This window comes from Rhodopseudomonas sp. B29 (genome assembly GCF_000333455.1).
Classification (GTDB): Bacteria; Pseudomonadota; Alphaproteobacteria; order Rhizobiales; family Xanthobacteraceae; genus Rhodopseudomonas.
Map to the genome: position 1 here is coordinate 1 of NZ_BADD01000615.1, position 2,876 is coordinate 2,876.

Annotated in this window: 5 protein-coding genes and 1 pseudogene; 4 read left to right on the plus strand and 2 right to left on the minus strand. The window is 63.3% G+C overall.

Going from position 1 to position 2,876, the window contains the following annotated elements:
- Both I5M_RS22350 and I5M_RS22355 read left to right on the plus strand, forming a co-directional pair.
- Positions 1 to 197 (plus strand): PaaI family thioesterase (locus I5M_RS22350; RefSeq protein ID WP_031337321.1); only part of this gene is annotated, 197 nt, incomplete at its 5' end.
- Between the two features lie 261 nt (positions 198 to 458).
- The gene (locus I5M_RS22355) at positions 459 to 1,079 is read left to right on the plus strand and encodes a GNAT family N-acetyltransferase (RefSeq protein ID WP_022723436.1); all 621 of its coding nucleotides are present in this window, start codon (positions 459 to 461) and stop codon (positions 1,077 to 1,079) included.
- A gap of 81 nt (positions 1,080 to 1,160) precedes the next feature.
- On the opposite strand, the gene I5M_RS22360 is transcribed toward I5M_RS22355, so the two are convergent.
- Positions 1,161 to 1,454, minus strand: coding sequence for a hypothetical protein (locus I5M_RS22360; RefSeq protein ID WP_022723437.1), 294 nt, complete (start codon positions 1,452 to 1,454; stop codon positions 1,161 to 1,163).
- A gap of 155 nt (positions 1,455 to 1,609) precedes the next feature.
- Positions 1,610 to 1,783 (minus strand): DUF1328 domain-containing protein, encoded by a 174-nt coding sequence (locus I5M_RS31555; protein WP_022723438.1) that lies wholly within the window; start codon positions 1,781 to 1,783, stop codon positions 1,610 to 1,612.
- Between the two features lie 139 nt (positions 1,784 to 1,922).
- On the opposite strand from I5M_RS31555, the gene I5M_RS22370 reads away from it, so the two are divergent.
- Complete coding sequence (locus tag I5M_RS22370) at positions 1,923 to 2,162, plus strand: hypothetical protein (protein WP_022723439.1); 240 nt, start codon at positions 1,923 to 1,925, stop codon at positions 2,160 to 2,162.
- A 178-nt stretch (positions 2,163 to 2,340) separates the two neighbouring features.
- Positions 2,341 to 2,876: pseudogene (locus I5M_RS30395) on the plus strand (tetratricopeptide repeat protein); the annotation flags it as partial.

The following is a 2,876-nucleotide window of genomic DNA, read 5'->3' on the forward strand; positions in this document are numbered from 1 at the left end:
ATCTGCCGAGGGGGCAAGGGCCCACCACGCTGGAGAGCAAGACCAATTTCATTGGTCCCGCCAAAGCCGGGATCACCGTGGTGGCGATCGCCACCCCGGTGCATCGCGGCCGGCGAACTCAGGTCTGGCAGACCCGAATCGAGACCGACGACGGCAAGCTGGTCGGTGTCGTGACCCAGACCCAGCTGGTGCTCTGAGTTCGGGGACGGCCCGAAGATGTCCGGATCATTCCTAGTTTACGGTGCTATGATACCGAACTGGCCGGGGATTTTGCGCCTGCGCAAAGTTTGTTAGCCGTGCGAGCCTATGGAATCGCGTCGGGTTCGACGGCGCGGGCCAGTAGTTCAACGGGCTGGGGCTGATCGGTCTTGCAATTTATTGTGCGTTGCACAATATACTTTCGGTCTAGGGAATGTGGAACGCCTCCTTGAGGGTCCGTCCGAAAGGAGTGTGAACCTATGCACGACGCTCTGATTGCCGACCTCACCGGGTCCAGGGGCACGATCAGGTCGCTGATCAACCAGGAACTGCCGCTGCTGCGGGATCACCTGTTGCGGCTGGATGCCGAGAGCCGGCGCGACCGGTTCAACGGTTATGCCGACGAGCATTTCATCGATCGCTATGCCCAGAAGTGCGGCGGCGACGGCACAATCATCATCGCCTTCGTCGGCGAGGATGGTCAGGTCCATGCGGCCGCCGAACTGCACCAGCCGGATTTATCAACAGACTCGCTGCCGGAGATCGCGTTCAGCGTCGAAGCCCATCTGCGGCGCAAGGGTATCGGCAGCATTCTGTTTCGGCAGTTGATGGAGGTGGCCCGGTCGCTTTGCTACGAGCGAGTCCGTATCACCACTGGCGCGCAGAACCAGGCGATGCGGGCGCTCGCCAACAAATTCGGTGCGCACCTGACATTCCGCCAGGGTGAATCGACCGGTACCATCGATCTCAAGCAGGAGCCGGCCCGCGCTGGCCAGCCGACGATCGAAATCCCGGCCGGAGCGGCGAGTGCACTGATCGACTTCAATCAGGCCTGCTGGAATCTGTTTTTGAAGATGTCGGGGATCGGACGCGCAGCCTAATGCCGCTTCGATCTGCCAGTCTGAATTAGGACGCCGCGGATGCTCTCCGCGGCGTTGTTCTGTGGACCGATCCGTTCGGGATCAGGCGCGCCGGGCGCCGACGATCTTGCGCGAGACCCGACGCTCCACCACCACGGCGCGCTGCGCGCCCTGTTCGCCAGCGATGACCCGCGACGTCCGTGCCGCCACACGGCAAGCTTTGCGGACCTCGCTCTGCACGGCTTCGATCGGCAGGCCCATCAGCGACGCAGCGATTTCAGCTTGCGAGTCCGGATCGTCGGTAATGCCGGCAGCCGCAAAGATCGCTTCCTCCAAGGTCGGAGGATCGCGCCTGACGCGGCGGACGCCGTATTTCGTGTTCCAGTCTTCGCTCATCGGTCGCCTCGGGTGGTTGAGGAACTACCTAGTCGAGCCGATGTTGCAATGCAATATGGGAATCGGCAGGGCACCAATGACAATGGTCGAATTTGACCGCGCCGCGATTGCGTCAGATCAACCGCGGCAGGAACTTTGTGCGCCGGCGTCTGTGGTCAGGCTCTGAAGATAGTCAGTCCGAGCAATAGCAGAACCACGAAGATGACCACGAAGATATAAAACAGGAGGCGGGCGATATCTGCCGACGCCGCGGAGATGCCGGTGAAGCCGAAGACCGCCGCAATCACCGAGATCACGAAGAAGATCAGTGCCCATTTCAAAATCGTCATTGGATTTACCCTGGTCAATTAGTCGCGGTTGAACGGAGCTGGGCGGCGATCGTTCCATCGTCCGCCTCTGGCGTGATGGCTGTCACAGTGGAGCGCCTTGTTTCTTGGCATCTGTCCTCTTCGGGCAGGGAGAGCCGCCATGACGACGATAAGCAGGTTTCTGCGCCGCCTCGTGGTGTTCGGCGCGCTCGCGGCGGCGTCGCTGGCGCCGGTCCGCGGTGAAGCCTTCAGTCTCGAAGAACAGCGTCTGTGCACCAGCGACGTTTTCCGTTTGTGCGGTTCCGAACTGGCGAGCTTCGCGCGCATTGCCGCCTGCATGCGCCAGCATCGCGCCGATCTCAGCCAAGCCTGCCGCGCTGTGTTCGAGCTCAATCGTTGACAGCTAAGGTTGCCGCGCGCGCTGCGGTTTCCACCTCCGGTCGGATTGGCTAGATTGCGGCCGGTCGGCGCTGCCCTGGGACACGGCCTGGCGCGCCCGACGACGAGATCTGATCAGGCGCCGTGCGCGCCGCCCGGATTGGCCGCAGCGCTTCGAGGCGACGAGACACATGACGATGATGACTTTTCACCCGCGCTGGCTCGCGGCAGGACTGGTGCTGGTGGCAGCGACCGCCGCTGCTGCGACGGCGGCTGTGGCGCAGTCTGCCGATCTGGCGTTGTGCGACCGCATTGCCGCCGATCCGTCCGATCCCGACAAGCCCGCCGACGTCAAGGGAACCGCCCAGATCGCCGCGGCCGACATCCCGACTGCGCTGAAATTCTGCCGGACGGCGGCGGCGAGCTCGCGCCGTGCGATGTATGAACTCGGCCGCGCCTATGCGGCCAATAACCAGCCGGCCGAAGCGCTGGCGACCTATCGCAAAGCCGCCGACAAAGGGAGTTCGTCCGCAATGGTCGAACTCGGTGTCGCCTACGCGACCGGTGCGGGCCTGGCCAAAGACGACGCCAAGGCGCGCCAGCTGTTCGAACGCGCGGCGTCGGCCGGCAATCCCCGCGGGGTCACCAATCTGTCTGCGCTCGGTGGTGGCTCGGACCCCGTGAAGAACCGAGCCTTGTGGCAAAGGGCGCCGAGAGTAATGCCGAGGCGCAATAT

Excerpts from the sequence above, each read along its gene's own strand:
- I5M_RS22360 (WP_022723437.1), bottom strand. The coding sequence starts at position 1,454 with ATGAGCGAAGACTGGAACACGAAATACGGCGTCCGCCGCGTCAGGCGC.
- I5M_RS31555 (WP_022723438.1), bottom strand. The coding sequence starts at position 1,783 with ATGACGATTTTGAAATGGGCACTGATCTTCTTCGTGATCTCGGTGATT.
- I5M_RS22355 (WP_022723436.1), top strand. The coding sequence starts at position 459 with ATGCACGACGCTCTGATTGCCGACCTCACCGGGTCCAGGGGCACGATC.
- I5M_RS22370 (WP_022723439.1), top strand. The coding sequence starts at position 1,923 with ATGACGACGATAAGCAGGTTTCTGCGCCGCCTCGTGGTGTTCGGCGCG.